This is a genomic window from Cytophaga sp., from assembly GCF_051961495.1.
Taxonomy (GTDB): domain Bacteria; phylum Bacteroidota; class Bacteroidia; order Cytophagales; family Cytophagaceae; genus Cytophaga.
Genome location: NZ_JBQCDF010000218.1, coordinates 1 through 26576, shown reverse-complemented (window position 1 = coordinate 26576; position 26576 = coordinate 1). Strand labels below are relative to the sequence as shown.

The following is a 26576-nucleotide window of genomic DNA, read 5'->3' as shown; positions in this document are numbered from 1 at the left end:
GAATATTCTTACTGTGAACTGAAGATAGACAAGTGTGAATTTAAAAACTTATAAACGAATCCACAGCCTTAATAATAAAGACTAAAAAAATTTAAATTTTTTATTTTATAAAAGTTATAATAGAGAAATGAAGTATAAACTAATTGTCCTTTTTGTAATTTTTAATTTTTCTTTCGGGGCATTTTCCCAGACAGATTATTTTAAGCTTGGGAAAGAGTACTATAATAATGGGGATTATGAAAAAGCTGCCGCGACTTATTCGGAAGTTATTAAAAAAGAGGAAAACCTGCCGAAGGTATACGATACCTACCTGGCAACTTTATACCAGCTGAAAAATTATACCGAAGCCGAAAAGATTATTAAGAAAATGATAAAAATGACGGCTCCGGATAATTATACTTACCGCATTGATTATTGTTTGTTTTATAAACAAGAGGGATTAACAGACAAAGCAGAAAAGGAATTTTCATCTTTCGTTTCGGAAATACAGAAGAATTCCACTGCTGTTGATATATCAGGTGCATATCTTATAAAAATCGGCGCGAATGTGTGGGCGAAACAATTATACCTGCAGGCCAGAAAAAATTTCGACCGCTACGCGTATTGTTTTCAGCTGGCAACAATTTACAACCGACTTGGCCAAACGGAGAATATGTTTGACGAGCTGCTGAATTACCTGAGTGTGAATCCGGGTTCCCTGGAGGAAATTCAAAATACCTTTCAGAATGAATTGGAAACGGACGAGCAGTTTGCGCTTTTCGAAACAAAGGTATACGAACGCATCAGCAAGGATCCGGATCAGATTATTTATAACCAGCTTTTGCTTTGGCTGAACCTGCAGCGCAAAAATTTCGGCAAGGCTTTCACCCAGGCCAAAGCCATTGACAAAAGAAACCGCCAGGCCGGAACAACTATTCTTGAAGTTGGAAACATTGCTTTGGAAAATAAAGATTATGAAGCCGCGGCAACCTGTTATCAGTATGTAGCGGATAATTATAAAGAGAGTTTTAATTACAGCATCGCCCGCAGACTTTTAATCCAGACACGTGAAGAGCAGATCAAAAATACATTCCCCGTAGATAAACAGAAAATTTCAGGATTGATCAACGATTACAACCAGTTGCTGAAAGAAAACGGCCGCACAACCTACACGCTCGAAAGTTTACGAAACATGGCATTACTGAATGCATTTTATCTGGACAAGCGCGACACGGCATTGATCATTTTAAAATCGCTCATCGATAATCCGTATACAGAAAACCGCTTACGCGGTAAAGCTAAAATCGACATGGGCGATATTTATCTGCTCAACGGCGAACCTTGGGAATCCACATTATTGTACAGTCAGGTGGAAAAGGATTTCAAAGAAGATCCGCTGGGCCACGAAGCAAAATTGAGAAACGCTAAACTGTATTATTATAAAGGTGAATTTGCATTGGCGCAGGAACAACTTGATGTATTGAAGCTGGCGACCACACGAGAAATCTCGAACGATGCCATACAAATGAGTGTATTTATCACAGAAAATTCCGGACTCGATTCAACAACCGATGCCTTGAAAGATTACAGCGCCATTGAATTGCTGATCTTCCAGCGTAATTATACAGACGCGCTTACTGCCTGCGCGGATTTACTGAAGCATTATCCGCACCATGATTTAACAGATGATGTGTATTGGCTTGAAGCAACAATCTTACGGAAGACCGGAAAACCAAACGAAGCACTGGAGGCGCTGCAAAAAATTTCGACCGGCTACGCCGAAGATCTTTTGGGCGATGACGCTTTGTTTACCGAGGCACAGATCTATGAATATGATCTGAAAAATCCGGAAAAGGCCATGCAGCTCTACCAGGATTTTCTGGTGAAGTATACCAACAGCGTATATGTTGTGGAAGTGCGCAAACGTTACCGGATCCTGAGAGGAGATAAAATTTAAAAACCTTCGTTTTTAAATAGTGGAAATATGACATCCCGATCTTAAATTGTAAAATCATGCGCCCCGCGATATCCACAATTTTTGTCAACAAATGTTTGTATACGGAAATGCATGTAAAATCTTTTGGATGCAAAATTTTATAAATCATCAACTATGTTGTTTTATAAAGAGTATACTTTCACATCGGCGTACGCTAAAGAAGAGCTACTGCAAATAGTGAAGCAGATGAAAAAATCTTCTGATAAAAGAATATGGCAATTTGATGGGAGAATACAAAAAAACACATTTACAATTGCGCCTATTTTTTATTCAGGTCATGAATACAGACAACGGCCGGAACTGCATGGCAATATTGTTCAAGAGTCAACAACAGAAAGTACGGTATTTCTGCAGGTAAGAATTTCCAGTTCATATAAAATGCTCTTTATGCGATGCTGTTATTAAATTCTATTATTTGGATTTATATGGTTTATGATCGGAAAAATATTCCATTAAATTTTTTTGATCTAAGGATTTTTCATCCTATAGGCGGACTTATTTTCCTTAGCATGTTACTGGTTGATTTTTATCAGAACGGAAATAGAGCGGTTAACATATTAATTGATAAATTGAAATTACGACAGATATAATTTTCACTTATTAAAAACTTTAAAATCTATTTTTAACAAGATTCACAAAATTGTTCCATGTATAGATACAGCATCTGCGATCCATTGAATCCAAAGGTGATAGAAATGGGAGAGATCAGAAAGGATAAAGTCTGGAATCTTTTTATAAATTTTCCCTGGAAAGAATATTATGATAAAATGATGGCGTCTACATATCAAAATATTCACTATTCCCCTTCACTTGAAATAGAGAATAAAGAGAACGGCACCGCGATTACTTTATCTCTGGTTAATATGGAACATGGTCTGGAGTTTTATATTTTTTATTTAAGACCTAAAAAAGTTTCCAGATTCTTCGGACTCATAAAATATACACGTACTTGTTTGACGGATAAAATAGACCAGACAGAAAAAGATGCACAGGATGCTATTCAGGCTTTGTTGAAAGAAGATTTAAAAACACTGGAAGAAAGATGGGGTTGAATACAATGCACGGAAAAACAAAACAAGTTTTCACAAACCTGCTGCGTATAAAACCGGAATTGTATTCCTGGCCATTTATGATTTCACTGTTTTTACTGTTCGTAAATGATTTCATTTTAAAGGCTGCCTTTCCAAATACACTTACCGGCAAACTCTCAGATTTTTGTGGCTTGTATGCATTCGCTTTTTTCTTTTCAAAAATATTTCCGGAGAATAAAAAATTCGCTGTGCATCTGATTACAGCGGTGTTGTTTATTATATGGAAAAGTCCGCTGTCGCAGCCGTTCATCACTCTTTTTTCAACCTATTTTTTCACGATCGATCGTGTTGTAGATTATACAGATCTCTGGGCGTTGTTCGTTCTGCCGCTCTCTTATTTTACTCCTGCAAAACCCTTTGATAGATTCTATAAAACTATTGGTCTCTCGCTTATCGCATTGATCGCGTTTACAGCTACATCTCAGCCTCGCCCGCGATTTCATTTTTTTGAGCCACAGTATATATTGTTAAGAAACACAAAACATGTTATGTCGCTTTCTGAATCAGGAAAAAGTAGAAGTATAGAAATAGATTCGTTGCTTTTGTTTCAGATAGAACAAATTGGCCTGGATAAGTATCCCAGGTTATATGATGACTTTCAACAAAAGAGTTTATTAGAAAATTTAGAGAAAAGTATTGTATCACCACAGGATTTATACACCAAACCAATAACGCTGCAGCATCAGGAAGATTCATGCCTGGAAAAATTATCCTTTTTAAACGGCCGTCTGCATGGCGCATATACCCGGTACATCAATCAGCAGGCGATTGTTTCCGGGTTTTATAAAAACGGAATTCCGGATTCAGTCTGGACATATTATACCTATGCAGGTTTGCTGGATCAGCAGGACATTTATGAAAATGGGGAGAAAGTAAAACACATGGAATATTCCGACGGTGAGCATACATCCAACAGCTACGTGACAACCAGGCAAAATAAAAAAACAATTGCGATTATTATTTTTGGAACGATGTGTCTGGTATTACTATTGGCTTCCTATCACTTGTGGAGACAATATAAAAAAGCGATACGAAGCGTCCGAATCGTTGAACGGATTATCTATCCGATCATATTACCCATTTTTGTTTTTATTATAACATTTTTGCTGCTGGGATTACTCCCGGGTTCAGATATGTTAGGTGCGATAGGGATTCAGGGTTTGTCATTGATCATTGGCTGTCCTGTTTTTTTCATCATTTATTTTGCTATTGATAAACACAGCATCTATACATTTCTGCTGTGGATGTTGATATACATTCTTTTGATTATGCTGCTACACGATTTCAATTTTTTAAACAACCTGAAAGATGTAAGTATGATCGAGTAATTTTGAAGTATCGAAAATCATTCGATCTTATTATGAACCATTGTTAAAAAAGAAATCCCCGCTTTCATTTTTTGCGGCAAACCACCGACATTTACATACCAGCTAAATTTTTTAATACATAAATGAAATACAATCCTGCTATCCACAACCGCAGATCTGTGCGGTTAAAGGGATACAATTACGCACAACAAGGCGCCTATTTTATTACCATCTGCTGCCACAACAAAAACCGTTTGTTTGGTGAAATCATAAACGGGGAAATGATATTGAATGCCAACGGCAACATCGCATACAACGAATGGTTGAAAACATCCGAAATTCGCCCGAATGTGGAATTGGATGTTTTTGTCCCGATAGCTATCGGGATGCCCAATCATATGCACGGAATTATTATTATCAAACATGATGATAATCGTACATCAAATCCATCAGATCAATGTAGGGGCGTATTGCATACGCCCATTTCAAAATCACATCCGTCCGAAAATTTTGATGGCGTATCGCATCCATTCACATCCGCCCCAAATTTATCGCACGAATGTAGGGCGTATGCAATATGCCCCGATTGATAACGCACAAATGTGAAAATAAACCGGATGCATTAAATACGTCGGATTTATCCAAAAAACATTCGTCCGTTAACCAACAGGGCGTATGCAATACGCCCCTACGGGAAAATACATTCCGGTCGCCGTCGGAAACGGTGGGGGCCATGGTACGGGATACAAATCAGCGGTGACAAAACAAATGAACCAATTGAATGCAGGAAAACATGATCAATCATCCATTGTATGGCAGCGCAGTTATTATGAACACATCATCCGGAATCCACAATCCTATCAAAACATTGCAGATTATATTATGAACAATCCGGCCAAATGGAACGCTGATGCATTTCATACCATATGACATACAATTATTAATCGGTACATTTACAACGAAAAAATTCCCGCTACGCGACTAATCTTAATCATGCTGCTTACTGCCGAACAACGCGCCATCATACATTCCACCGGAGATATAAAAATCAATGCCGTGGCTGGTTCGGGGAAAACCACAACCATTATTGAATATGCCAAAGCGCGGCCGGCGACAAGTAAAATTCTTTACCTGGCGTTTAACAAATCGGTGAAGCTCGAAGCGCAGAAAAAATTTTCAGACCTGGGTCTGCATAATGTAAAAGTTGAAACCGCACATTCGCTCGCGTACCGCGAGATTGTGTTCAGGCATAACTACCGCGTAAAAGCAAATGGCTATAAGACGCATGAAATTGTACAGATTTTAGGTCTGCAAAATAACGGCGACAAACATGCCGAATATGTGGCAGCCAACCACATCAATAAGTTCATCGCGTATTTCTGCAACAGTGATAAACAAAAAGTACAGGACCTGAATTACCGCGAAGTGGTCTTTGACCAGGAAGCAAAAGAATTTGTTTCTGTAGCATATGAATACATAGAAAAAAATACCCGGTTGTTTCTGGCGAAGATGGATAAAGGCGAGATCGAAATCACACACGATTTCTATCTCAAGAAATTTCAACTATCCAATCCGCGTTTGTATTTCGATTATATTTTATTTGATGAAGGTCAGGACGCATCGCCGGCCATGCTGGATATTTTTTTCAAACAACCCGCTACCAAAGTGATTGTCGGTGATACACACCAGCAGATCTACGGCTGGCGCTTCGCGGTGAATTCGCTGGAGAAAGCAAATTTCAAAACCCATCATTTATCAACGAGTTTCCGCTTTGGAGCAGACATAGCAAAGCTTGCCCTGGATGTATTGAACTGGAAAAATCTTGTAACCGAAGAACAGCAGTTTGCCATTGAAGGCAAGGGCGATACAAATAACAATAAAGTAAAAGCCATTATTGCCCGCACCAATTTAGATCTGCTGCTGAAAGCGATTGAATATGTGGTTGAAAAGAAACAGGTAAAACATATTTACTTCGAAGGGAATATTCATTCTTATACCTATGCCGATGAAGGCACGTCTTTATACGATGTGTTGAATCTGTATAATAAAAAGCCGGCACTGATTCGTGATCCGCTGATTGCACAGATGAAAAGCATCGACGAGCTGGAAGAGTACATCGAAAAAACGGAAGACGTGCAGCTGGCTATGATGATCGAAATTGTAAAAGAATACGGCAGCGACATTCCCAATATTCTGAACACGATCAAAGAAAAACATGTAGGTAACGATGAAAAGGAAAAAGCGGAAATGATTTTTTCAACCGTGCACCGTTGCAAGGGAATGGAATACGATTCGATACAGATCGTGAATGATTTTATCACGCAGGAAAAAATTGAAAAGCAAATCAAAGGTACCCGCACCGATGAACAAATCAATATTGCGCGGCTGAATGAAGAAATCAATCTGTTGTATGTGGCGGTAACGCGTACAAAAAATCTCATTCATATTCCGGAAACATTACTACCGGCAAATGCAACCCGTTCGGCGCAAATCCAGGTGCTGCGTGTATTGCCGGAAGAGGAGGAGCGGAGAGCTGTTGCGAAATCTAAAACCAAAACGCCAAAGGAAACGATTGGTTATCCGAAAGAGAAATCGTATTCGATGGACGAAGTTCGGGATAAAAATAAAGATGCCTACCGACCGTGGACACATGCGCTGGATCAGGAACTGGCGCGTATGTATTTACAGGGAATCAGTCTGGGAGATATGGCCAAACATTTTGGCCGCACCCGCGGAGCCGTAGGCGCACGAATTAAAAAGCTGGAGCTGGAATATATTTACAGGAATTAATTTCTATAAAGTGGAAACTGTTTTTCACCGATGGAATTTATCCGTACCAGTCTTTTTACTCGCGCCAGTCTTCAGACTGGTGTGTACCATTCCGCAGTCTTTGACTGCATTATAAAAATCACCAGTCTCGTTTCGCTAAGACTGGCGCCAGAAAAAACCGATGCCATCCTTTAAAAGGATGGCATCGGTCGATATATTAGGTGTAACAGAATTTTAATACGGCTGGTTTATTTTTTCCATATCCGTAATTTCATCATTGAAATCGTTTTCAATAAAACTGATTGGTGGATTCGGGAACTGAATAATTTCTTTCATTGTCAAGCCCCAGGGCTTCCAGTAGTTTGCAAGTACCTGTCCGTACATGTTATCGTCCCAGTAATCAAACAGCGGACTCCCATCTTTTGTAACCAGCGGATTTGATTCAACGAGCACTTTGTCTCCTGTTAAAGAAACATTGTACGTGGCATAGCTCGTCAATAAATAATTTGCGTAAATAAATCTTCCGCACAATTCTTCAAACTGAATCGGGTGTAATGTTTTACTGCCGATTCTGTCTGTAAGCTCATCGAATTTTTTACCGACTGCACCATTATCCTGCATGCAGGCAACAATGCCAAAGTCATTCATTGATAAAGAAAAATTCAGGTTGTTGGTTTCGTCTCTGTAATTAAAAAGATCGTTGGAATATTTTACTTTGAATACGCGGATGCTCCATGGCTTTAAGCCTGTAAATTCCATTGGTACAACAAGTGATTGCAACATCCAGTGTAATTTTTGAAAACGTGCCTTCAGAAAAGGAGATAGTCTTAAAGGTTCTCCAAGACGCGCCAGTTTTTGCTGCGAAATGCGCAGGTCCTCAAACAACACACCAATCATAAGCTTCGCCATCCACTGGAACAAACGTTCTTCCGGAATTTTTATCACTTCCTCATAGCCAGCGGTAAATGCCTTTTCGATTTCAGTATCAAGGATTGCCATTTGTTCAGTAACATTTGAAGCGTAAGGTACCTTTAGATTTTTATACTGAACGCTGGCGCCTTCGTCCAGCATCTTGAATGTTTTGTCGCTCAGGTTATACCGGTTCAGAACCCATTCCGGAAAAACAGAAACCGGTTCAGTAGCGGTAAGTAAGGTTTGTCCGGTTAAAAAACAGGTATGCATATCAAAATGCATTTCTTCGAAAGGATTGTATAATTGAATGGCCATGCTTCAAAATTAATACTATAAAAATGGAATTCCTATGTAGCGGAGGCTTTTGCAGGACTTCACAATTCTTCGGAACAGGAAGTTCCGAATTTCCTCGCGCCAGTCTTCAGGTCACCGCTGCGAAGGCGTGCACTATTCCGCAGTATTTGACTGCATTTTTATATAGACACAGCTCTTCGGAATTTGTATTCGCCGCGACGAACCGTTCCATTAAAATTGGTGCAAGAAATTTTATTTTGATGGAATGAATGTAAATTGCATACTATACGTTACCTGAAATTAATTAACAGAAAATCAGTGCATGAAAATTGTCCGGGAGTTCTATTTAGAATGCATTCTTATTTTACTTTTACTGATCACCATTCAGCAATGCATCGGATTTCCGGAGAGAACCATTTTTTCAGACGGTGAAGGCTATTACGAATATTTGCCGGCAACGTTCATTCATCATGATATAAACAGAAGAAATAAAAACGTAACAGAATATCCCGGTCAGTACGAACGCATAAACAACCTTGGTAATTACATTGATTACGAAGCGTATAAAGTTAATAAATATCAGGTTGGAACGGCGGTGCTGCAAACGCCATTTTTTCTGTATGCATATAGCACTACACAATTAAACAACACCCGTGAAGATGGCTACCAGCAATCTTTTCACAATGCCATGCGCGTCTCTGCTTTTTTCTATTTATTCCTGGGCCTCTACTTCTTTAAAAAATTTTTGGAACTGTATGAAATAAAAAAGCCGCTGATACTGCTTTCGCAATTCTTATTAATTTTCTCAACATCTATTATCAACTACATAAATGTTGAAGCGGCTTTCAGCCATGTATACTCACTATTTGCCGTTACAGTATTTCTGTATCTCGTAAAATCATTTTACATACAAAAACGAACATGTGATCTTTTACTGGCAGCAGCATGTTTTGGTTTGATTCTTTTGATCCGGCAGGTAAACGGACTTATATTATTCAGTCTGCCTTTTCTGGCAGGCAGCTGGGCGAATTTTAAAGATACCACCATTGCGCTGGTCCGTAAACCACTGTTGCTGGTTTATGCCGTCTTGATCATATTCGCGGTCTTTTTTATTCAATGTTATTACTGGTACTTGCAGACCGGCGCTTTTTTTATTTACTCCTACGGCGAAGAAGCATTTAATTTTTTGACACCACGTTTTATAAAAATTCTGTTTAGTTACAGGAAGGGGTTGTTTGTATATACACCTGTTCTTTTTATTTGTTTGGCTGGTGTCTTTTACTTTTTAAAAGAGAAAAAACAGTATCTGTTTTTTACCTGGCTTTTCTTTTTTACAATCATAACTTTCGTATTTTCTTCCTGGTGGTCCTGGGTTTACGGTTGTAGTTATGGCATGCGTGTATACATCGAGTTTTATCCGTTTTTCTTATTACCCTTTGTGTTGATGCTTCAGAAGGTTTCGTTGCCGGTAAAAATTACAATGATTACGCTGGCATTGATAACCGTACCGATCAATATCATTCAAACCTACCAGTATAAGAATTACATCCTGCATTGGATTGATATGAACAAGGAAGACTACTGGAAAATATTTTTGAAAACAGATAAACGTTACGAAGGCATTCTTTTTCAAAATAAAATTGATACTTCTTATGCAGTAGTAAAAGAAATAAGAATTCCGGATCAGCAGATGCAGGCTTATTCAAGCGGAGAGTTTTACCGGATATCATCAACTGAAATTCCGGACTTTGATAAGACAGCCTACATACAGGTTATGATTGATAATGCATATCAGGAGGCAGATTCTTCATCAGTGATTCTTACAATCAACGACACGCTGGAGAAAAAGAATTATTTTTGGGTACAGAAAAATCTGATCCATTTTGCCAAAGGCAAATTCAATACACAGCAAACAGGTTATTATAATTTTGAAACGGAAGCAATGGAACTTCCCCGCAAGCCTTTAATGATCGGTCTTGAAATGCGAACCTCAGATCGACCGGTAAAGTTGAAAAATATCCGGATACTTTTCTACAGAAAAATCAAAGATTAAAAACAAGAATATTTCTTGTTCCAATCTTCAGACTGCTGTGTATAATTTGCAGTGTTTGATTGCATTTCAAATAGACTAACCAGCAAGACTGGAAGAATAAAATCACCCGTCTCGTTGCGCTAAGACTGGTGTCAGAAAAGATTTTTGCGATGTTACAAATCATATGGTTTTTTTTCGCGTTATCAATTTATGATATACGAAAATAGATATAAGTGTAATCAGCCAGAAATAAAATGTGAAACCAAGAAAGTAAACAGCGAAATATATCAACCAGACTGTCAGATGATCCAGCTTTTGGATCGTGCTCATATCTGCAGCATATTTTTCAATAAAAATCCAGTCGTCGATAAACAGATATACCCAATAAATTATTGTAAACAACAGTGCAGCATATTTATAAAATGCGAATGCTTTTTTGAGTGATGTCTTCATGCTTCCGGTGTTTTGTTTCAGATAAAATTAATACGTATAATCGGTACGCAGGATCATAAATTCCGTCCGCCGGTTTTGCTGGTGCTCAGCTTCAGTCTTTGCATGTACAATCACAGGCTTGCTGGCATTATAACCTTTGGCTGAAAGTCTGTTTGCATCTACACCTTTTGAAATCAGATAAGCAACAATTGCTGCAGCTCTTTTGGCAGTAAGGTTTCTTGAATAAGCAGCAGAGCCGCGTTCGTCAGAGTGATTACCGACCTCAATCTGCAACCGCTTATTTTTATTCAGAAAAACAGTCAGGCTGTCTAAAAAAGGCAGGCTCTCCGGAAGGATTGAAAAAGAATCGTAACCGAAAAGAATGCTTTTTCTTAAAACAGCACCTTTGACAAAAGCAGAATCCTGCAGTGTGAAAAAAGACTGCGCGTGTGAAGAAAACAAACTGCTTACAAGAAGGATTAATGCAAAAAGGTATTTCATCGCTTAACTTCTTTTTATTAATGCTAACGGTTTAAATATCGATAAAATAATTGTTACCAGACAATTCTCCCACAGAATTCCTTGTCTTGCCCGTAAATCAGTTATAAAAACGTTATAAAAAAACCGGCGCTGAATTCAGCGCCGGTTTTTTTACCTGGTCGGGAAGCTTATTGTTCCGAGTAGTAAATCTTATCTTTCTGAAGATACAAGGCATCAATTTTCTTTTGAATTTTTGCTACCTTTTTAGATTGTTTTTCTGTCAGCTGCGGCTCATCGTAGTCGTAATATTCTTCTTCATAAACAGGCTCCGCATAGGCAGAATCAACAGCGTAAGCGGCAGTTGTATCATAAACAACAGCAGCAGTGCTATCCACTGCATAAGCATAATCATCGTACGTAGAAATATAGTCCAGGTATTTGTCCACTTCATCTATGTGATCAATGTCGCCAAACTTCCATTGGTTGTTTACAAAAACAACATCGTCCATGTTGATTTTATAATATTTTGTACCATGCTTGATGAATAAATTTGCATTGTCAAGTACATAAAAAGGTGCACGTCTGTCGTATTCCAGATCATAGTAGAAATCAACGAATTCAATATTGTTTATATTGATGGTATCCTCCTGGATCCATTTTTGAATGGCTGAGAAATTCTCTGTAAGCTGCTCATTCATTTTATCGTGAATCTTAGTCAAATCACCGAACTCCTGTTTGAAGTCGGTCTTTTTTTCTTCTGATAAATACGGGTTGGCAAGACAGGTTTTTAGTATCCAGTCAAAGTCCGCATCCGACATTTCAAATGTTTTAATATAAAGGTCCTTGTTGTTTTTCTTTATTGTCTCTACAAACAATTTTGAAAAACCTGCCGGATCGGGCGGCGCTACGGTAACCAGAGAAGAAAAAATGAAACAGGTCAGGCCTGATACAAAAACGATAAAAGATGTTTTGATCATAAAGATTTCAGGGGTTTATTTAGTTAAAAGTAATCATTGTTTTTAATAAGATGGAAGGAAAGAGCATTTTATTCTTCCTTGTAAAGAATCTTAACCTGCTCAAGATACAAGGCATCGATTTTCTTCTGGATCCTGTTGGCCTTTTTAGATTGTTTTTCTGTAAGCGGCGGCAATTCAGTGTGCCAATCATAATTAGCAACCGAATCAGCATATAACGTGTCGGCGACAATAACTGCTGAAGCTGTATCGTAAGTAATTTCTTCAGATCTAATGCCTATATCAAATGGAAAGGATGCACTATAAAACGAAGATTTTTGGTTTGGATCAACCTTGACGATTTTTTTAACTTTTCCTACTTTCCATTGGTTGTTTATGAAAATGACTATGTCAAAAATGATTTTGTAATATTTTGTTTCGTGTTTGATCAATAAATTGGTGTCATGCAAAATATAAACCGGAGCTTCTTTTTGAATGCCCAGGTTATAATAAAAGTCTATAAATTCTATTGCATCCAGCTGAATGGAATCGGAAAGAGTCCATGTCTGTATACGATTGAAACTTGTTGTAAGACGTTCATTTTGATCAGTCCAAAACCAGGTTAAGTCTTTTGACTTTTCCCGGACATCTTCTTTGTCTTTTTCGGTTAAATATGGATTTTTCAAACATGTATCTACCATCCATTTTACATCGGCTTCTGTGAATCCAAATGTTTTCATGAAAAGCTCTTTGTCATTTTTCTTTATGGTCCCAACAAACAATTTTGAAAAGACATCCGGATCCGGCGGCGGCTCAACAGAAACGGCCGAGGAGAAAAGCAGACAGCTAAAGCCCGACAATAAAAGGATGAATAAAGATCTGACCATAAATGCGGAAAATATTTCGAGAATGATATATTAAAAAGGAGCGGAGGAATGATGTTACTATTGCTGTTTGTAAATGATTTTATCGCGTTGTTCATACAAGGCATCAATTTTCTTTTGAATCTTAGCCGCTTTTTTAGCTTGCTTATCTGTTAATGCGAAGCCAGCATTGTGATCATAGGCGGGATCAACAGTTATCGTGGTATCATATACAACGGTATCGACAGCCGCATTGTCAGGTTCTGCTGTATAATCATCGTCCATGGCATTGTAAATGGAGTTAAGGTCCTTGTCAACTTCCTCGATAGAGCTTCCATGTATTTCACCATATTTCCAGTGACCATTCAAAAAGACAATTTTATTGATATTTATTTTGTAAAACCGGGTTCCGTGTTTAAGATACATGCTTGACCTGTCAATGGTATAAAAAGGGTAACGTTTTTCTAATTCCAGTTTATAAAAGAAATTTACCAGTTTAAGATTATTGACATTAATGCTATCGCGCTTGATCCATTCCTGGATATAGGAAAAATTTTCTCTCAGCTGCGTAGTCAGTTTATCTTTAATTCCGGATTTCTGACTGAGTTCATACTGTGTGCTTGCTTTTTGATTTTCGGTTATATACGAAGAGGCAAGACAAGTTTGTGTCATCCATTCCAGGTCTGCATCTGAAACTTCAAATGTCTTTACATAAAGCTCCACATCATTTTTCTTTATTGTTTCAAGAAAAAATTTTAAAAAATCATCCGGGTCTGGTGGTGCTACCGAAACAGAAGAAGAAAAAATCAAACAGCCGGACAGGGATAAGAAAAGGATAAAAAAAGACTTAATCATAAAAGAAGGGGTTTACCGGATAAAAATAATTATTCTGTTTGCAACTTCCTGCTAAAAAGGATAAAACATTTAGGTATTTTTCTGCGTTCGATCTTTGGGCTTTGCGGGGAAGGTATCGAGATCAGATAACCGGCAAAGCAAATACCCCTGAACCTGAACGATGAATAAAGCAAAGAGTATTTACTGGGCAGATATCACAGCATTGGTCTTTTTTACTATACTGACCTGTGTGGCTATTGCAACAAAACAAATAACCATTTTTTATGTCATCTATGTTTTCTGGTGGGATGAAATCATCAAGACCTTATCCGATCTGTTCAGGTACGTTTTCAGAAAGAAGGAAATAAAAGACCGCCTGACATATAAGGAAAAAATCCGCATGCGATTTTTCATGCTTTCACTCTATGTAGTATTTATTGTGGTATGCTTTGGCTTTGTCATTGAATGGGGCAATACAGATGCCATAGCTAAAAATGCACAGGTACTTTTATTCAGAAATATTTATTTCAATATAAGTTTACTTTCGTTTATCGGCAGAGAAATGTATGTGTACAGTTACAGGGGCATACAGGAGAATGAACTTGTCCGCACTATGATGTCGAACGGAATCATCACCCTGCATGTGTCCATTATTCTGGGGATCCTGTTGTGGGCTGTAGCAACCAGGCGCCTCGGGTCTTTACCTGTTTCGCTCGAAGCCTACAGTACCATGCTGGCAATTGTTCCCTTTCTGATAATTAAGTTTCTTTTCGATTGGTCGGCGATCAGGTCACGCAGCAAGGCATCATCAGCCAGAAATAGTATTGATAAACAATTTCAATAAAATTATAGGAGGGGTCTAATCGTGATTTGATTTAATATGAACTGTAGGAGCGGGTCCAGTTCAGGGCGTACCAAATAATAAACAGCGTAGTGGCAATTTCAATGCTTGCAAAGAAGATATAATACGATGTTGGTCCGATAAACAATGTGGCAATCATGGCAATTGTTTTTATAGAAGCGGCAACAATGTTAGCAATACGGTTTGCCTTGTGCGGTAATATTCTCGACAATAATACCATCGCAATTGGAATTTCCATCAGGATAGCGCCTGCAAGTAAAAAATTTTCTGATATAACCATTCCGTTTACAGTACCATTCAGGTATTGCTTCAATAAAGAACCATCCATCAGCCCTATTACATCACAATACAAATAATTCAGTGTTACAAAGATCCATAAGGTAGACAGAATAAGTTTTCTGGATGAAGCTGCTGCTGCCATAAAAACAAAATTTAAAATATGAGTAAAAGTACCAAAGCTATTAATTACCCTAAGGTAAAAAATTTTTGATTCCAATTTATACGAAAGACTCTAAAATTTAAATGACAGGTCTATAGCAACCAGGGTCAACGTTGCAGGCATTTTCAGGTCTGCCGGTCCTCCCGCTCTTTCAGGTAATTCTCAATCAGTTCTTCAACATAGGTGAAAACAAAAAGCACAATGATGAAAATAAAAATACTGCTTATCGTTTCAAAAGTATTTTTGCTAACCATCATTTTATCTCTTTTGTTGGCAAGCCCCCAGAGGTTTTTAACACTTTTTACAACAATAAAATTTTGCAGAACTTTATACACAATAAACGCGCAGATAGCGGCCACACCATTGGCAATCATTTCCATGACAACCTGCTTGCTGTTGATCTTCGGAAAAGGAGTCTTCTTTAAAGATCGTAAAAAGCTATCTCGTTCGTGTTCAAAATTCATGAGTAGACATATAAGGTTAAAATTGTATTATTCAGACAGCTAAAATAATGATTTATAACTTGTTTTCGATATAAAAGGCGGAAACGAAATATTGACCGGAAGAACTGTATTTATATTTTTTGTAGCGTTGATTAGGGTTGGGACATTGAAAAAATGCATATTTCTCTATATAACCTCTTGAAATCTACGTAACTTTAACACTAAGATTGCAATAACTGAATATTATGGGAAGAGCATACGAACTTCGAAAAGGAAGAAGAGCAAAAAGATTTGACCGCATGGCAAAAGCCTTTACACGTTTAGGTAAAGAAATTGCCATGGCTACCAAACAAGGTGGTGGAAATTTAGAAACCAACGCACGTTTACGTACTGCTGTAAATAACGCGAAAGGATTGAACATGCCGAAAGACAGAATTGATGCAGCGATCAAAAGAGCTCTTGGCAAAGACGAATCAGACTACGAAGAAGTAGTATTTGAAGGTTATGGTCCTTATGGAATTGCGATTGTGGTGGAGTGTGCTACCGACAACAATACACGTACGGTGGCAAACGTTCGTTCATATTTTACACGTTCGGGCGGAACGCTTGGTAAAACAGGCTCGCTGGAATTTTTGTTTGAACGCAAAGGCGTTATTAAAATTGATGGTACCGGCCTGGATCCGGAAGAGCTGGAACTTGAGCTGATTGATTTTGGTGCGGAAGAAATTGTGAAAGACGAAAATGAAATTTTCATTTATACAGCTTTCGTTGATTTCGGTACCATGCAGAAAGAACTGGAACAAAGAAATATTACTGTTATCAGCGCTGAAACAGAGCGTATCCCCAATACAACAACGACACTGACAGCAGAGCAGCAGGAAGAAATTTACAAATTGCTTGAAAAATTTGAAGAAGATGATGATGTGCAGGCTGTGTTCCACAACATGGCTGAAACAGAATAATTCATCTGCAACAAACCGAAACCCCGGCGGTATTTTGGCCGTACAACTGATAATAAAAAAGCTCTCTTTAAATTAATAAGAGAGCTTTTTTATTATCGGCTCACATATATGTGGTGAAACAACTATTAAAAATTGTCTTAACAAGTTCATATAAAATACGGGGGTATGAAAACATGTATAGCAGTAATCGGTTTGTTTGTTTCGTTTGGTTTGTTTGGCCAGCAACAGAATTGCCAGCAATTTAAAAACGGTAAATTTAAAATCATCGGCGACCAGGGACAGGAATATATTATTGTCCGCAAAGGCAACCGGCAGACAGAATACGACACCAGGGAAAAGACAAAAGTTGAACTGGTTGTAACATGGATTGATTCATGTACCTATACGCTGCAGTTGAAACAAGATGTTTCTAAACCATCTCAAAGTACTTTTCCCCCGGAAATGGTGCTTACCGTAGTGATCCTGGAAACCAAAGAAAATTCGTATATACAACGCACCTCCTCAAATTTGTTTGAAACAACCCTGGAGGGAGAAGTGTACAGGATCAAATAAACGGAAACCGATTTTTTGATTATATGAATAAAGACCTGTTGTTATTTATACTGTATTTAATTCCGGTATTGTGGACAGCAGTCATTGACCAGGAAAGATTAATATACAGAAAGGTTTTTTTAAAACACCTTGCCATTGCTTTACTGCTGCTGGCAATCGGAACACTGCCGGAAATAATTGAGTGGAGAGAAAAGAAAAGCCTGAGCTATTTCGGCTCACAGATGTTATTTATATTTTTAATGCTCTACCTCATTATAACCAGCATATATGCACGACTGGGCAAGCCTACTCCTGAGTTTACAGAGATGACGGAAAATATAAATGATAAACTTGCATCCGGAACATTGTATATAGGAATGATTTCATTGCCGTTTTTAATTGACAGTTTTATTGTGCAGCAACTGCATGATTATTTTTTCACGCGTTAATGCTATTTGCCTGTAAAGTCATTGGCAAATTGTTATTGAACCCAATTTGATTGATTGAAACTGCAATCAGACAGATACGGTTTACGGTTGTCAGGCAGTAAGGCATGATGACCACATACACATTCAATTGAAATAAATAATTAAGCAGGCGGAAAATGAAATACCATACATGTGTGATTGCCTGACAAACGCTAAAAAACTGACAGGAATCAAAAAAGATTGCTTTAAACGGAATCAAAAGAAAAAAGTTTCGCGATTAAAATCATGATTAAAAAAACAAGTGTTGCCGGTTTTTTTGCAGAAATACAAAAATTGTGAAAGCAAAAACTGTTTGTTTAATTCATGAATCTTTACTAAACTTGATGAGTTAACCTTAAAAATGTTTTTTAACTAACCAAAACTTACTTTATGAAAAAAGTTATTATTGCAGTATCATTATTAGCAGCAGCGCTTGTTTCTAATGCACAGGACGTATCTGTAACTACTGTTACACCAGACCCAGCTGCAAAACAATACAAGCCGGTACAAGGTGACGTATTAGCTGAACTTGGTTTATTTGGCGGAGATTTCGTAAACCTTCCGACAAGTACATTCGGTACTCCACAATTAAAATTCCGTTATTTTTTACAGGATCAAATAGCTCTTCGTGCTGGTGTTAACCTTTCTCAGCATGTTGAAACTACAAAAATTGATGGCGGTGCAGCAGGTACAGGTTCTCAGAAAAACATGACTTCAATCTGGGGTATCAACGCAGGTCTTGAAAAACACTTCACTGGTACTGGCAGACTTTCTACTTATGTAGGTGCTGATCTTTCTCTTCAGCTTATGGGTGCTTCCGGTAAAAGAGAAAACACTGCAGATGGATCTACTTTTACAGACGGCGAATCTGAAACAAGAAAAGGATATAACTTCAACGGTGATAATTCTTCATTCGGTTTTGGCTTACGTGCTGTAACTGGTGCTGATTACTACTTCGTAGATAAAGTATACCTTGGTGCTGAATTCGGCTGGGGCTTCATGGCTATGAGAGACGGCAAAACAAAAACTGAAGTTACAACTGGTGGAGTAACACAACCTGAAGTTACAACAAAATCTACTGGCGGTACTTTTGACTTGATGCCATCATTAACTGCTGGTGTTCGTATTGGTTACAGATTCTAATATCTATACACCTTACATAAAAAATCCCATCATGCGAATAGCGTGATGGGATTTTTCTTTTTATTGAAAATTTATTGGAAAGTATTTTAGTGCGGAGCAAGCATTCATATCTAATCCAGATAAATACTATTTTTTCAAAAAGGATAAAAATAAATTCATGCATTTAGTATCACAAAAGGGCTGGAGAAATTATGACCCCAGCGGGGGCAAATAGTTATAGTCAAAAAATGGTTATATGTTGTGCTATACCTAAACGACCCCAAAGGGGTCGATGTGAGAAACAATTTTCAATTGATAATTTTCTACAATCAAGGCTGAAAAAGGATTCAAGGGAAATTAAAATCAAATCCCTGCGTTGATCGTTAAACGGTTTTGCGAATGCATAATCATGGCAAATCAAATCTCAGCGGTTTACGGTATTATGATTTCGTTATATGACTTTAATTACGCTAATTCATTTCCTCAAAAAAAAAGAAAGGCTTATATTAGTATGTCGGCAATTCATGTTTACTAAAAGATCTTTCAGCATGTTGATTAGTAAATCATTTTTTGAGCATAAACGATTAAGAATACAATAATGAAAAAAATTAAAGACGGAGCATTTTACCTGGGGATCGTAGGAGCATTTTCAATAGTGATGTATTGGATTGTGGTAATAGGTGCCGGCCTTGAAAAGGACAGGAACATTATCATACGCCAAAGCGATAATAACCAATGGCAGGAATTTATAGCGGCGATGCAGCACAACCTGCAGCACCCGCTGGCAATACTTTTGGCTCAGATTGTAACAATCATTGTTATAGCACGCCTGTTAGGCTGGGTGTGTAAGAAAATAGGGCAGCCAAGTGTGATCGGTGAAATTACCGCCGGCATCATCCTTGGTCCGTCCCTGATCGGCATGTATTTCCCTGAATTCTCAGAAGCATTGTTCCCGGCAAAATCATTACCCAACCTGCAGTTCTTAAGTCAGATCGGTTTGATCCTGTTCATGTTCATCATTGGTATGGAACTGGACCTGAAAGTTTTAAGAAATAAAGCGCACGAAGCGGTTGTGATCAGCCATGCAAGTATGATCTTTCCTTTCGCGCTGGGGATGATTCTCGCCTATTACACCTATCATTCTTTTGCGCCGGAAGGCATCCAGTTTTTGTCGTTTGCGCTTTTCATGGGTATCGCCATGAGCGTTACAGCGTTTCCGGTACTTGCACGGATTGTACAGGAGCGGGGCATACACAAGACCCGGCTTGGTACGGTTGTAATCACCTGTGCAGCCGCAGATGATCTTACAGCCTGGTGTGTGCTGGCAGCAGTAATTGCTATTGTTAAGGCAGGCTCATTTGTTAGTGCATTTTATATCATAGCCTTATCCTTCATGTATGTATTGGGGATGATCTTTGTTATCAAGCCCTTTTTAAAACGTGTAGGCGACCTGCACGGAACCCGTGAGAATTTAAGCAAACCGATTGTAGCAATCTTCCTGCTTATCCTGCTGTTATCGGCGTATGCAACCGAAGTGATTGGTATTCATGCCTTATTCGGCGCCTTTATGGCCGGCACCATGATGCCGGAGAATACACGCTTCCGCAGTATATTCATTGAGAAAGTAGAAGATGTTGCGCTGGTTTTATTATTACCCCTGTTTTTTGTGTTTACAGGCCTGCGCACACAGATCGGCTTACTGAATGATCCATACCTGTGGAAGATTACGGGACTGATTATTCTGGTTGCTGTAGCAGGAAAATTTATCGGCAGTGCATTGGCAGCAAAATTTGTAGGACAAAGCTGGAAAAACAGTCTTACCATTGGCGCGCTGATGAACACCCGCGGCCTGATGGAACTGGTTGTGCTGAATATCGGCTACGACCTGGGCGTGCTCACACCGGAAGTATTTACCATGATGGTGATTATGGCCCTGGTAACAACCGTCATGACCGGACCGGCCCTTACTTTTATAAACTATGCATTTAAAACCAAAGTAAAAGAAATTCCGGTAGAAGTTAAAGATGTCAGCAAATACAAGATCCTGCTTTCCTTTGTTACTCCCGAATCCGGCAAGACCTTATTGAAACTTGCCAATGGTTTAACAAAAAAATCAGCCAATCAGTCTTCGTTAACAGCCATGCACCTTTCACCAACCAATGAATTGCATCACTACAATACGGAAGAATACGAAAAGGAAATCTTCAAACCTATTATCGAAGAATCACAGCAGCTGAACCAGGAAGTAACAACATTATTCAAAGCAGCCAGTGATATTAATATTGAAACGGCTGATGTAGCCAACAAAGGTAATTACGACCTGTTGTTGTTTGGCCTGGGAGAATCCATTTTCCAGGGCAGCTTACTGGGCAAAGTGATTGGCTTTACAACCCGTATCATTAACCCTGAAAAGTTATTGAATACGGTGACAGGGAAAGAAAAACTATTCGACAATTCACCTTTTGACGAAAGCACTAAGTTGATATTGGCTAAAACGCAAGTGCCGGTTGGTATTGTGATTGATAAAAATCTTGAAAAGATTGAACGTGTTTTTATTCCGGTGTTTGAAGCGCAGGATGTAGCGCTGATCAACTATGCACAAAAACTGATTCAGAACAGTGGCGCGCATGTGGTTATACTGGATGCTTCCGGACAAATAAAAAACAACATTGCAGCGATAGAAAAAATCAGAATGATTCAGCAAAGTACACCAAACCATATTGTGCTGCAAAACGAACGGGTGATCGAAAAAACATTCTTACAACACCAGGATGTGATGATCATTAGCTTAAACAGCTGGAAAAAACTGGTCGATACAAAAAGTGTATGGTTGACCGATATCCCGTCAACACTGATCATTGCTGAGAAAACAGAAAAATAAAACGCAAAGAAATATTTTAGATTTCAAAAACCGATTGCCAGCAGCGACCGGTTTTTTTGTGAACGACCATCACATCCTAATAGGAGAGGTGCTTGACATCCACCTTCTAAATAAGTAATTTAACTAAACATCACAGGCAGCATTATGGCAGGTAATTATTTAGAAAGCGCACGCAAACAGTTTGAGTATTATAAATTACTGGGGGATAAAACATTTGCACAACTAAGCGATGAACAGCTGTACTGGCAATACAATGCAGACAGCAACAGCGTAGCTATTATTGTGAAACATCTTTGGGGCAATATGCTATCGCGGTGGACAGACTTTCTTACCACCGATGGGGAGAAAGAATGGCGCAACCGCGATGCGGAATTTGAAACGGAAAATAAAAGCCGGGCTGCGCTGCTGGCAAAGTGGAACGAGGGCTGGAACTGTTTGTTTAATGCATTAAATCAATTAAGTGAAGAAGATCTGGAGAAGATCATTTATATCCGCAACCAGGGTCATACCGTGATGGAAGCGATCAACAGACAGTTGGCACACTACCCGTACCATGTAGGACAAATTGTTTTTTTAGGCAAGATGCTGTGCGGAGAAAAGTGGCAGTCACTATCCATTCCCAAAGGAAACTCTGCAACCTATAATGCAGAAAAATTTTCGCAGGAAAAAGGCCGGCAGCATTTTACCGATGAGTATATTAAAAAGCCGGATGAGGAAAACAAAATCAATTAAATAAGATATGAAAAAACATTTTTTGATATTACTGATCACTCTGTTCATGGTGCATACAGCTGGTGCAGCAATGAAGCCATTTTCAGAATACATCGGCAAACCAGGCTCCTCTATAAAAGCCGATATAAGCATAGCTATTGAATACCGGTATGATACATTAACAACACAATTTTTTATCTGCAGCTTTAAATACCTTAACGTATTTGCATTCAATGATACCATTTTTAAAATAGTCGCGTTCGACGACGGCTCTCTATTTGATGAGCCCTGTACCCTTGACACAACTTATGAAGACAAGGTGTTGCTGCAAAAGTTCGAAAAATACTTTACAGAAAGATATCAGGTAAAACCGGATTATTCAACAGCACCCGTAGGAATCTTCGGACTGAAACAAGACTTCGGCTGGGCCTGTCCACCGCACGGTGGGCCAACGCCTTTATGTGCACGATATTTTACACTTTCAGATAAAGCCAATTATTCCCCGGCAGCAGTTAAACGTCAGCTGTTAAACTTTGACCCGAATGAACGCCTGGTTGGGTTATTGCTCTATGACAAAAAGCCAATAGAAGAGCTGGCATCGCTTGCTGAGATTGTGCGTTCTGATCCATTTGAATTTAGATATTGTTATGGCTGCGGAAACATCGTATACCCAAAAACTGCAAAGCAAATAAGTGCTATGATGAAGAATTTGAAGAAATGAGTTACGAATTCCAGATTTCCCAGGCTTTCTCTGCCTGGCCAATCAGCATAGGTAAACCGTTCATCACATGCGCACCCCGCTCGCGACCCTTTTTCATAAACACCGTTTCTTCGGGATTGTATACCAGGTCGTACAGATAATGTTTATCTGTTAAATATTCATACGGAATTGCCGGAAAGGAATCCACATCGGGATACATACCCAGCGGCGAAGTATTGATGATGATGCTGTATTTGGCCATCAGTTTCGCATTCAGTTCATCATAGCTTAAAATATTTTCGCCTTTTGTACGCGATACATATTTATATGGAATACCTAAATCGCGAAGTGCAGTAACCACAGCCTTTGCCGCGCCGCCGGTGCCAAGCACCAACGCTTTATGATCCGTATTTTTAGAAATAAATTCTTCCAGGGAATTTTTGAAACCATAGTAATCGGAATTATAACCGATCAGTTTGCCATCATCCATCACACGGATCACATTTACAGCACCGATTTCTTTTGCTGCAGGATCAAGCTCGTTTAAAAAAGGAATGATCTCCTGCTTATAAGGTATGGTTACGTTAAAGCCGCGCAGATTGGCGTCGGAGCGTAGCAAAGCAGAAAACTCCTGAATGGTATCTAATGGAAAGTTTTCATAGATACAGTCTTGAATACCTTCCCGCTGAAATTTTTCGGTAAAGTATTTTTTTGAAAAAGAATGCGACAGACGATAACCGATTAAACCGTATGTTTTCATTTTTACTCAGACTGTATGCGTAAATGAAAAAGCCCTTTCGATCGGAAAGGGCTTGTAATGATTCTGCTGCTTTTATACTGCAGCTTTTTTGTTTCGAAAATACTCTACTATGATTGGAAGTATAGAAATGAATATGATTCCCAATATAGCTTTGTCGATATTCTTTTTAACAATCTCGAATTCACCTAGGAAATATCCCGCCAGTGTTAATCCTACCACCCACACAATACCGCCAACGATGTTATAAGTAATAAAGCGGGAGTAGTTCATTTTACTGATACCTGCCACAAATGGAGCAAACGTACGGACGATTGGTACGAAGCGCGCCATGATGATGGTTTTGCCGCCGTGTTTTTCATAAAAAGCCTGGGCTGTATTCAGATGTTCTTTCTTCAGTAACTTCATAAAGAAGTTTTTTGGCTCATCAGTGAAAATTTTAGGACCGATAAACTTTCCGATATGATAATTAACGGTGTCACCTAAAACCGCCCCGACAATAAGTATTGCCATTAACAGCCATAGATTCAAACTACCTTGAGCCACAATCATGCCTGCCACAAACAACAATGAATCACCGGGAAGGAAAGGAGTAACAACCAACCCTGTTTCAGCAAAGATTACAAGAAATAAGATGATGTATACTAGTGTGCCGTAATCTGCAACCAATACAGGCAACTTGTCGCCTATATGCAGTAGCCAGTCAAGAATAAACTTAATAAATTCCATTTCCTGCTACAACTTGTCGATGAAATGGTGGAACGTATCGCTGCGCAAACCTAAGCGTACGGTTTCAAGAGGAATCAATTCATTTGGAGCAATGTTTCCTAAGTTCACATTTGCGCCGCATAATTTTACGAAGAATACCTGCTGTTCTTTCTGAGGAGCCTCCCAGATGATTTTATCTACCGGTACAGCACTTAAAATATCTTCTACCAGACCTGAACGGACTTCACCGGTTGAACGGAACAAACCAACGTTACCCGCTTCGCGTGCTTCGCCGATTACTTTCCATGAACCTGCTTCAAGTTCCGTATTCATCAATTTGATCCATTTGGAAGGAGGAATGATCTTTTCAGCATCTTTAGAGCCTACTTCAGACAGCACCGTTACCTGAGTGGCAAGCTTGGAAATGTATTCGCATTTTTCATCGTGGGCCAATTCAATAGAGCCGTCAGAAACTTCCGCATGTACTAAACCATATTTATCCAAAAGCTTTCTGTAATCGTCGAACTGATTTCGCACAATGAATGCTTCAAATAATGTACCGCCAAGATAACAAGGGATTCCAGCAGATTTGTAAAGGGCTAATTTTTCTTTAAATGTTGGTGTAACATAAGAGGTAGCCCAGCCAAGTTTTACGATATCAATGTAGTCGCTTGAAACAGAAAGCATGTCTTCCACTTCGCGGCAACTTAATCCTTTATCCATCACCATTGTAAAACCAGACTCGCGTGGTTTAGTCGTTCTCTCAGGAACCTTTGAAAGGGTAAAATTTTGGTACATTTTTATTTATTTCTGTATTGATCTATAATTCTGAATAATGCCTTTTGGGTTTCCAATTTAGGAAAAAACTCAAACAACACCGTATGCTTGTCGAAGTTCAAAGTTAATGCATTTTCTAGATAATTAAATGCTTCTTTGTATCTACCTGCTGTAATTAAATAGGCAACAGCCCTATAATATAAGTCGGCATTGCCAGGCATTTCATCAATTCCGGCATTAATCAGGTCAATGGCTTTGTCCAGATCTCCGCTTTCGTAGTGTACAAACGACCAGTTTTTCCAGATTTCAGGGTTCGAAGGCTCTAATACACAGGCTTCTTCAAATGCTTCCAGACTGGAAATAATATTTCCGGTCTTATATTCGGCATTTGCTTTTGCCAGCCAATATTCGGCATTTGCCTCATCCAGCTTCAGGGCTCTTTTGAAGAAATGAATGGATTCATAAGATTTATCCTGCGCTTCCAGACATTTTCCGATGCCGTAATAAGCTTCATGGAAATAGGCATCTGCCTTCGATGCTTTTCTGTAAAACTCTATAGCTTTGGGTAATTGACCCAAATGTTCGTAGCAAAAACCAATGTTGTAGAATACGTCCGCGGTTTTATCCTCCATGTCCATGGTCTGGAAGAAAAACTCCAATGCTTTTTCGTATTCGTTTTTATAGACATAACATTCGCCGATATTATAATAAGCGGAAGAATATTTGTCATTGATCGCAATTACAAATTCATAGGCGTCAAGCGCGTCGTCCAGCTTTTCCTGTTTGAAATAGGAAACACCCAAACAGAACCAGGCGAAATGTGAATAGGGATCAAGCTCAATCAGTTGTTTGAAGAATTCAACGCTTTCATCCAAACGGTCAAGCACTTCCAAACTGTAGGAAAGCTCGTAGATGGCATCTTCGTGTTTTGGGTTCAGCAGGATCGCTTCTTTCAGGTGTCTGATGGAATCTTCAAAGTTACCCATGTCCTGGTAGATCACACCCATGTGGTAATGGATCTCGTCTTTTTCTTCGGCGCGGTCCATGATTTCCTGCAGCAGTTCAATGGCTCCTTCAAAGTCGTCCTGCTGGGCCATGATGTTGGCCCGGAGCAATTGAATATCTGTATCGTTTGGCTGATAAAGCTGTGCGGTATCGAGTATCTCAAGCGCTTCTTCAAACTGGGTCATCTGCATCAGCACCTGCACCTTGAGCAGCATGATCTCAACAGAGTATGGATGCTGTTCCATCGCTATGTCGCATGCTCTGTGGGC

At 38.9% G+C, this 26576-nt stretch carries 27 protein-coding genes; 15 read left to right on the top strand and 12 right to left on the bottom strand.

The annotated features are described in order from the left end of the window. Positions 1 to 127: 127 nt before the first annotated feature. From ACTHJT_RS12025 to ACTHJT_RS12000, 6 genes are all read left to right on the top strand, one after another. The gene (locus tag ACTHJT_RS12025; protein ID WP_440238480.1) at positions 128 to 1936 is read left to right on the top strand and encodes a tetratricopeptide repeat protein; all 1809 of its coding nucleotides are present in this window, start codon (positions 128 to 130) and stop codon (positions 1934 to 1936) included. 686 nt (positions 1937 to 2622) lie between these two features. Next, positions 2623 to 3027, top strand: coding sequence for a hypothetical protein (locus ACTHJT_RS12020; protein WP_440238478.1), 405 nt, complete (start codon positions 2623 to 2625; stop codon positions 3025 to 3027). Next, positions 3018 to 4394: a toxin-antitoxin system YwqK family antitoxin gene (locus tag ACTHJT_RS12015; RefSeq protein ID WP_440238476.1), complete on the top strand. Its 1377-nt coding sequence runs from the start codon at positions 3018 to 3020 to the stop codon at positions 4392 to 4394. Before ACTHJT_RS12020 ends, ACTHJT_RS12015 begins: the two co-directional genes overlap by 10 nt. 122 nt (positions 4395 to 4516) lie before the next feature. After that, positions 4517 to 4963: a hypothetical protein gene (locus ACTHJT_RS12010; protein WP_440238474.1), complete on the top strand. Its 447-nt coding sequence runs from the start codon at positions 4517 to 4519 to the stop codon at positions 4961 to 4963. 85 nt (positions 4964 to 5048) lie between these two features. After that, a complete protein-coding gene (locus ACTHJT_RS12005; protein ID WP_440238472.1) occupies positions 5049 to 5303 on the top strand; it encodes a hypothetical protein in 255 nt (84 codons plus the stop codon). 63 nt (positions 5304 to 5366) lie between these two features. Further along, positions 5367 to 7163, top strand: a complete 1797-nt coding sequence (locus tag ACTHJT_RS12000) for a UvrD-helicase domain-containing protein (RefSeq protein ID WP_440238470.1) — start codon at positions 5367 to 5369, stop codon at positions 7161 to 7163. A 213-nt stretch (positions 7164 to 7376) separates the two neighbouring features. Here the strand turns inward: ACTHJT_RS12000 and ACTHJT_RS11995 are convergent, their stop codons facing one another. Further along, positions 7377 to 8369: a hypothetical protein gene (locus ACTHJT_RS11995; RefSeq protein ID WP_440238468.1), complete on the bottom strand. Its 993-nt coding sequence runs from the start codon at positions 8367 to 8369 to the stop codon at positions 7377 to 7379. A 301-nt stretch (positions 8370 to 8670) separates the two neighbouring features. Here ACTHJT_RS11995 and ACTHJT_RS11990 point away from each other — a divergent pair, with 301 nt between their 5' ends. Then, positions 8671 to 10401 (top strand): hypothetical protein, encoded by a 1731-nt coding sequence (locus tag ACTHJT_RS11990; protein WP_440238466.1) that lies wholly within the window; start codon positions 8671 to 8673, stop codon positions 10399 to 10401. Between the two features lie 159 nt (positions 10402 to 10560). On the opposite strand, the gene ACTHJT_RS11985 is transcribed toward ACTHJT_RS11990, so the two are convergent. From ACTHJT_RS11985 to ACTHJT_RS11965, 5 genes are all read right to left on the bottom strand, one after another. Continuing rightward, entirely contained in the window at positions 10561 to 10833 is a 273-nt protein-coding gene (locus ACTHJT_RS11985) for a hypothetical protein (protein ID WP_440238464.1), read from the bottom strand. A 27-nt stretch (positions 10834 to 10860) separates the two neighbouring features. Continuing rightward, positions 10861 to 11313, bottom strand: a complete 453-nt coding sequence (locus tag ACTHJT_RS11980; protein WP_440238462.1) for an OmpA family protein — start codon at positions 11311 to 11313, stop codon at positions 10861 to 10863. Between the two features lie 167 nt (positions 11314 to 11480). Next, positions 11481 to 12269 (bottom strand): hypothetical protein, encoded by a 789-nt coding sequence (locus ACTHJT_RS11975; RefSeq protein WP_440238460.1) that lies wholly within the window; start codon positions 12267 to 12269, stop codon positions 11481 to 11483. A gap of 68 nt (positions 12270 to 12337) precedes the next feature. Further along, on the bottom strand, positions 12338 to 13132 hold the full coding sequence (locus ACTHJT_RS11970) for a hypothetical protein (protein WP_440238458.1): 795 nt from the start codon (positions 13130 to 13132) through the stop codon (positions 12338 to 12340). A gap of 57 nt (positions 13133 to 13189) precedes the next feature. Then, positions 13190 to 13963, bottom strand: coding sequence for a hypothetical protein (locus tag ACTHJT_RS11965; RefSeq protein WP_440238456.1), 774 nt, complete (start codon positions 13961 to 13963; stop codon positions 13190 to 13192). A 160-nt stretch (positions 13964 to 14123) separates the two neighbouring features. Here ACTHJT_RS11965 and ACTHJT_RS11960 point away from each other — a divergent pair, with 160 nt between their 5' ends. Next, the gene (locus ACTHJT_RS11960; protein WP_440238454.1) at positions 14124 to 14786 is read left to right on the top strand and encodes a DUF6498-containing protein; all 663 of its coding nucleotides are present in this window, start codon (positions 14124 to 14126) and stop codon (positions 14784 to 14786) included. Between the two features lie 31 nt (positions 14787 to 14817). Here the strand turns inward: ACTHJT_RS11960 and ACTHJT_RS11955 are convergent, their stop codons facing one another. Both ACTHJT_RS11955 and ACTHJT_RS11950 read right to left on the bottom strand, forming a co-directional pair. Then, complete coding sequence (locus ACTHJT_RS11955; protein WP_440238452.1) at positions 14818 to 15225, bottom strand: DUF6326 family protein; 408 nt, start codon at positions 15223 to 15225, stop codon at positions 14818 to 14820. A gap of 143 nt (positions 15226 to 15368) precedes the next feature. Beyond that, a complete protein-coding gene (locus tag ACTHJT_RS11950; RefSeq protein WP_440238450.1) occupies positions 15369 to 15707 on the bottom strand; it encodes a hypothetical protein in 339 nt (112 codons plus the stop codon). A 224-nt stretch (positions 15708 to 15931) separates the two neighbouring features. Here ACTHJT_RS11950 and ACTHJT_RS11945 point away from each other — a divergent pair, with 224 nt between their 5' ends. The 7 genes from ACTHJT_RS11945 to ACTHJT_RS11915 all read left to right on the top strand — a co-directional run bounded on the left by ACTHJT_RS11945 (position 15932) and on the right by ACTHJT_RS11915 (position 23081). After that, positions 15932 to 16648, top strand: a complete 717-nt coding sequence (locus tag ACTHJT_RS11945) for a YebC/PmpR family DNA-binding transcriptional regulator (protein WP_440238448.1) — start codon at positions 15932 to 15934, stop codon at positions 16646 to 16648. Positions 16649 to 16813: 165 nt separating this feature from the next. Next, positions 16814 to 17200, top strand: coding sequence for a hypothetical protein (locus ACTHJT_RS11940; RefSeq protein ID WP_440238446.1), 387 nt, complete (start codon positions 16814 to 16816; stop codon positions 17198 to 17200). Positions 17201 to 17223: 23 nt separating this feature from the next. Beyond that, on the top strand, positions 17224 to 17628 hold the full coding sequence (locus ACTHJT_RS11935; RefSeq protein WP_440238444.1) for a hypothetical protein: 405 nt from the start codon (positions 17224 to 17226) through the stop codon (positions 17626 to 17628). Positions 17629 to 18036: 408 nt separating this feature from the next. Beyond that, on the top strand, positions 18037 to 18789 hold the full coding sequence (locus ACTHJT_RS11930; RefSeq protein ID WP_440238442.1) for a hypothetical protein: 753 nt from the start codon (positions 18037 to 18039) through the stop codon (positions 18787 to 18789). Positions 18790 to 19366: 577 nt separating this feature from the next. Then, entirely contained in the window at positions 19367 to 21649 is a 2283-nt protein-coding gene (locus ACTHJT_RS11925; RefSeq protein ID WP_440238440.1) for a cation:proton antiporter, read from the top strand. Between the two features lie 144 nt (positions 21650 to 21793). Further along, the gene (locus tag ACTHJT_RS11920) at positions 21794 to 22381 is read left to right on the top strand and encodes a DUF1572 domain-containing protein (protein ID WP_440238438.1); all 588 of its coding nucleotides are present in this window, start codon (positions 21794 to 21796) and stop codon (positions 22379 to 22381) included. Between the two features lie 7 nt (positions 22382 to 22388). Further along, positions 22389 to 23081, top strand: coding sequence for a hypothetical protein (locus ACTHJT_RS11915; protein ID WP_440238436.1), 693 nt, complete (start codon positions 22389 to 22391; stop codon positions 23079 to 23081). Between the two features lies 1 nt (position 23082). Here ACTHJT_RS11915 and ACTHJT_RS11910 read toward each other — a convergent pair whose 3' ends face one another. The 4 genes from ACTHJT_RS11910 to ACTHJT_RS11895 all read right to left on the bottom strand — a co-directional run. Next, complete coding sequence (locus tag ACTHJT_RS11910) at positions 23083 to 23820, bottom strand: shikimate dehydrogenase family protein (protein WP_440238434.1); 738 nt, start codon at positions 23818 to 23820, stop codon at positions 23083 to 23085. A 72-nt stretch (positions 23821 to 23892) separates the two neighbouring features. Then, a complete protein-coding gene (locus tag ACTHJT_RS11905) occupies positions 23893 to 24546 on the bottom strand; it encodes a DedA family protein (RefSeq protein WP_440238432.1) in 654 nt (217 codons plus the stop codon). Between the two features lie 6 nt (positions 24547 to 24552). Next, positions 24553 to 25323, bottom strand: a complete 771-nt coding sequence (locus ACTHJT_RS11900) for a phosphosulfolactate synthase (protein ID WP_440238430.1) — start codon at positions 25321 to 25323, stop codon at positions 24553 to 24555. Positions 25324 to 25325: 2 nt separating this feature from the next. Beyond that, positions 25326 to 26576, bottom strand: a 1251-nt coding sequence (locus ACTHJT_RS11895) for a tetratricopeptide repeat protein (protein WP_440238428.1), incomplete at its 5' end; no start/stop codon positions are given.

What these genes read in the sequence shown, in the direction of transcription:
- ACTHJT_RS12025 (WP_440238480.1), top strand. Translation starts at nt 128, where the DNA reads ATGAAGTATAAACTAATTGTCCTTTTTGTAATTTTTAATTTTTCTTTC.
- ACTHJT_RS12020 (WP_440238478.1), top strand. Translation starts at nt 2,623, where the DNA reads ATGTATAGATACAGCATCTGCGATCCATTGAATCCAAAGGTGATAGAA.
- ACTHJT_RS12015 (WP_440238476.1), top strand. Translation starts at nt 3,018, where the DNA reads ATGGGGTTGAATACAATGCACGGAAAAACAAAACAAGTTTTCACAAAC.
- ACTHJT_RS12010 (WP_440238474.1), top strand. Translation starts at nt 4,517, where the DNA reads ATGAAATACAATCCTGCTATCCACAACCGCAGATCTGTGCGGTTAAAG.
- ACTHJT_RS12005 (WP_440238472.1), top strand. Translation starts at nt 5,049, where the DNA reads ATGCAATACGCCCCTACGGGAAAATACATTCCGGTCGCCGTCGGAAAC.
- ACTHJT_RS12000 (WP_440238470.1), top strand. Translation starts at nt 5,367, where the DNA reads ATGCTGCTTACTGCCGAACAACGCGCCATCATACATTCCACCGGAGAT.
- ACTHJT_RS11995 (WP_440238468.1), bottom strand. Translation starts at nt 8,369, where the DNA reads ATGGCCATTCAATTATACAATCCTTTCGAAGAAATGCATTTTGATATG.
- ACTHJT_RS11990 (WP_440238466.1), top strand. Translation starts at nt 8,671, where the DNA reads ATGAAAATTGTCCGGGAGTTCTATTTAGAATGCATTCTTATTTTACTT.
- ACTHJT_RS11985 (WP_440238464.1), bottom strand. Translation starts at nt 10,833, where the DNA reads ATGAAGACATCACTCAAAAAAGCATTCGCATTTTATAAATATGCTGCA.
- ACTHJT_RS11980 (WP_440238462.1), bottom strand. Translation starts at nt 11,313, where the DNA reads ATGAAATACCTTTTTGCATTAATCCTTCTTGTAAGCAGTTTGTTTTCT.
- ACTHJT_RS11975 (WP_440238460.1), bottom strand. Translation starts at nt 12,269, where the DNA reads ATGATCAAAACATCTTTTATCGTTTTTGTATCAGGCCTGACCTGTTTC.
- ACTHJT_RS11970 (WP_440238458.1), bottom strand. Translation starts at nt 13,132, where the DNA reads ATGGTCAGATCTTTATTCATCCTTTTATTGTCGGGCTTTAGCTGTCTG.
- ACTHJT_RS11965 (WP_440238456.1), bottom strand. Translation starts at nt 13,963, where the DNA reads ATGATTAAGTCTTTTTTTATCCTTTTCTTATCCCTGTCCGGCTGTTTG.
- ACTHJT_RS11960 (WP_440238454.1), top strand. Translation starts at nt 14,124, where the DNA reads ATGAATAAAGCAAAGAGTATTTACTGGGCAGATATCACAGCATTGGTC.
- ACTHJT_RS11955 (WP_440238452.1), bottom strand. Translation starts at nt 15,225, where the DNA reads ATGGCAGCAGCAGCTTCATCCAGAAAACTTATTCTGTCTACCTTATGG.
- ACTHJT_RS11950 (WP_440238450.1), bottom strand. Translation starts at nt 15,707, where the DNA reads ATGAATTTTGAACACGAACGAGATAGCTTTTTACGATCTTTAAAGAAG.
- ACTHJT_RS11945 (WP_440238448.1), top strand. Translation starts at nt 15,932, where the DNA reads ATGGGAAGAGCATACGAACTTCGAAAAGGAAGAAGAGCAAAAAGATTT.
- ACTHJT_RS11940 (WP_440238446.1), top strand. Translation starts at nt 16,814, where the DNA reads ATGAAAACATGTATAGCAGTAATCGGTTTGTTTGTTTCGTTTGGTTTG.
- ACTHJT_RS11935 (WP_440238444.1), top strand. Translation starts at nt 17,224, where the DNA reads ATGAATAAAGACCTGTTGTTATTTATACTGTATTTAATTCCGGTATTG.
- ACTHJT_RS11930 (WP_440238442.1), top strand. Translation starts at nt 18,037, where the DNA reads ATGAAAAAAGTTATTATTGCAGTATCATTATTAGCAGCAGCGCTTGTT.
- ACTHJT_RS11925 (WP_440238440.1), top strand. Translation starts at nt 19,367, where the DNA reads ATGAAAAAAATTAAAGACGGAGCATTTTACCTGGGGATCGTAGGAGCA.
- ACTHJT_RS11920 (WP_440238438.1), top strand. Translation starts at nt 21,794, where the DNA reads ATGGCAGGTAATTATTTAGAAAGCGCACGCAAACAGTTTGAGTATTAT.
- ACTHJT_RS11915 (WP_440238436.1), top strand. Translation starts at nt 22,389, where the DNA reads ATGAAAAAACATTTTTTGATATTACTGATCACTCTGTTCATGGTGCAT.
- ACTHJT_RS11910 (WP_440238434.1), bottom strand. Translation starts at nt 23,820, where the DNA reads ATGAAAACATACGGTTTAATCGGTTATCGTCTGTCGCATTCTTTTTCA.
- ACTHJT_RS11905 (WP_440238432.1), bottom strand. Translation starts at nt 24,546, where the DNA reads ATGGAATTTATTAAGTTTATTCTTGACTGGCTACTGCATATAGGCGAC.
- ACTHJT_RS11900 (WP_440238430.1), bottom strand. Translation starts at nt 25,323, where the DNA reads ATGTACCAAAATTTTACCCTTTCAAAGGTTCCTGAGAGAACGACTAAA.